The sequence below is a fragment of the Cupriavidus sp. SIMBA_020 genome, assembly GCF_046535395.1.
In the GTDB taxonomy this organism is placed as follows: domain Bacteria; phylum Pseudomonadota; class Gammaproteobacteria; order Burkholderiales; family Burkholderiaceae; genus Cupriavidus; species Cupriavidus campinensis.
Map to the genome: position 1 here is coordinate 1 of NZ_JAWRWU010001742.1, position 233 is coordinate 233.

At 68.2% G+C, this 233-nt stretch carries 1 pseudogene; it reads right to left on the reverse strand.

Annotated elements, in window-relative coordinates:
* Window positions 1-233, reverse strand: a pseudogene (locus SB751_RS35585) (GGDEF domain-containing protein); the annotation flags it as partial.

A 233-nucleotide genomic window follows, 5' to 3' on the forward strand; every position in this document is an offset into this window, starting at 1 on the left:
GCGTGTCATGGTGTGCCATGTAGCGCACCTGGGCCTGGGCCGCGTTCTCGTCGGTGATGTCGTCGGCGATCAGCAGCACGTAGCGCGAACGCGGGTCGCTGCTGTGAAACACCAGCGTCTTGCTGCGCAGCGTGCGCGGGCCGCGGCCGGTGACGACCTCTTCCTGACCGGCCTCGCGCAGGGCGCCGTCGGAGCGCAGGGCGTCATTGGTCAGGCGCTCGAAGAATTCATGG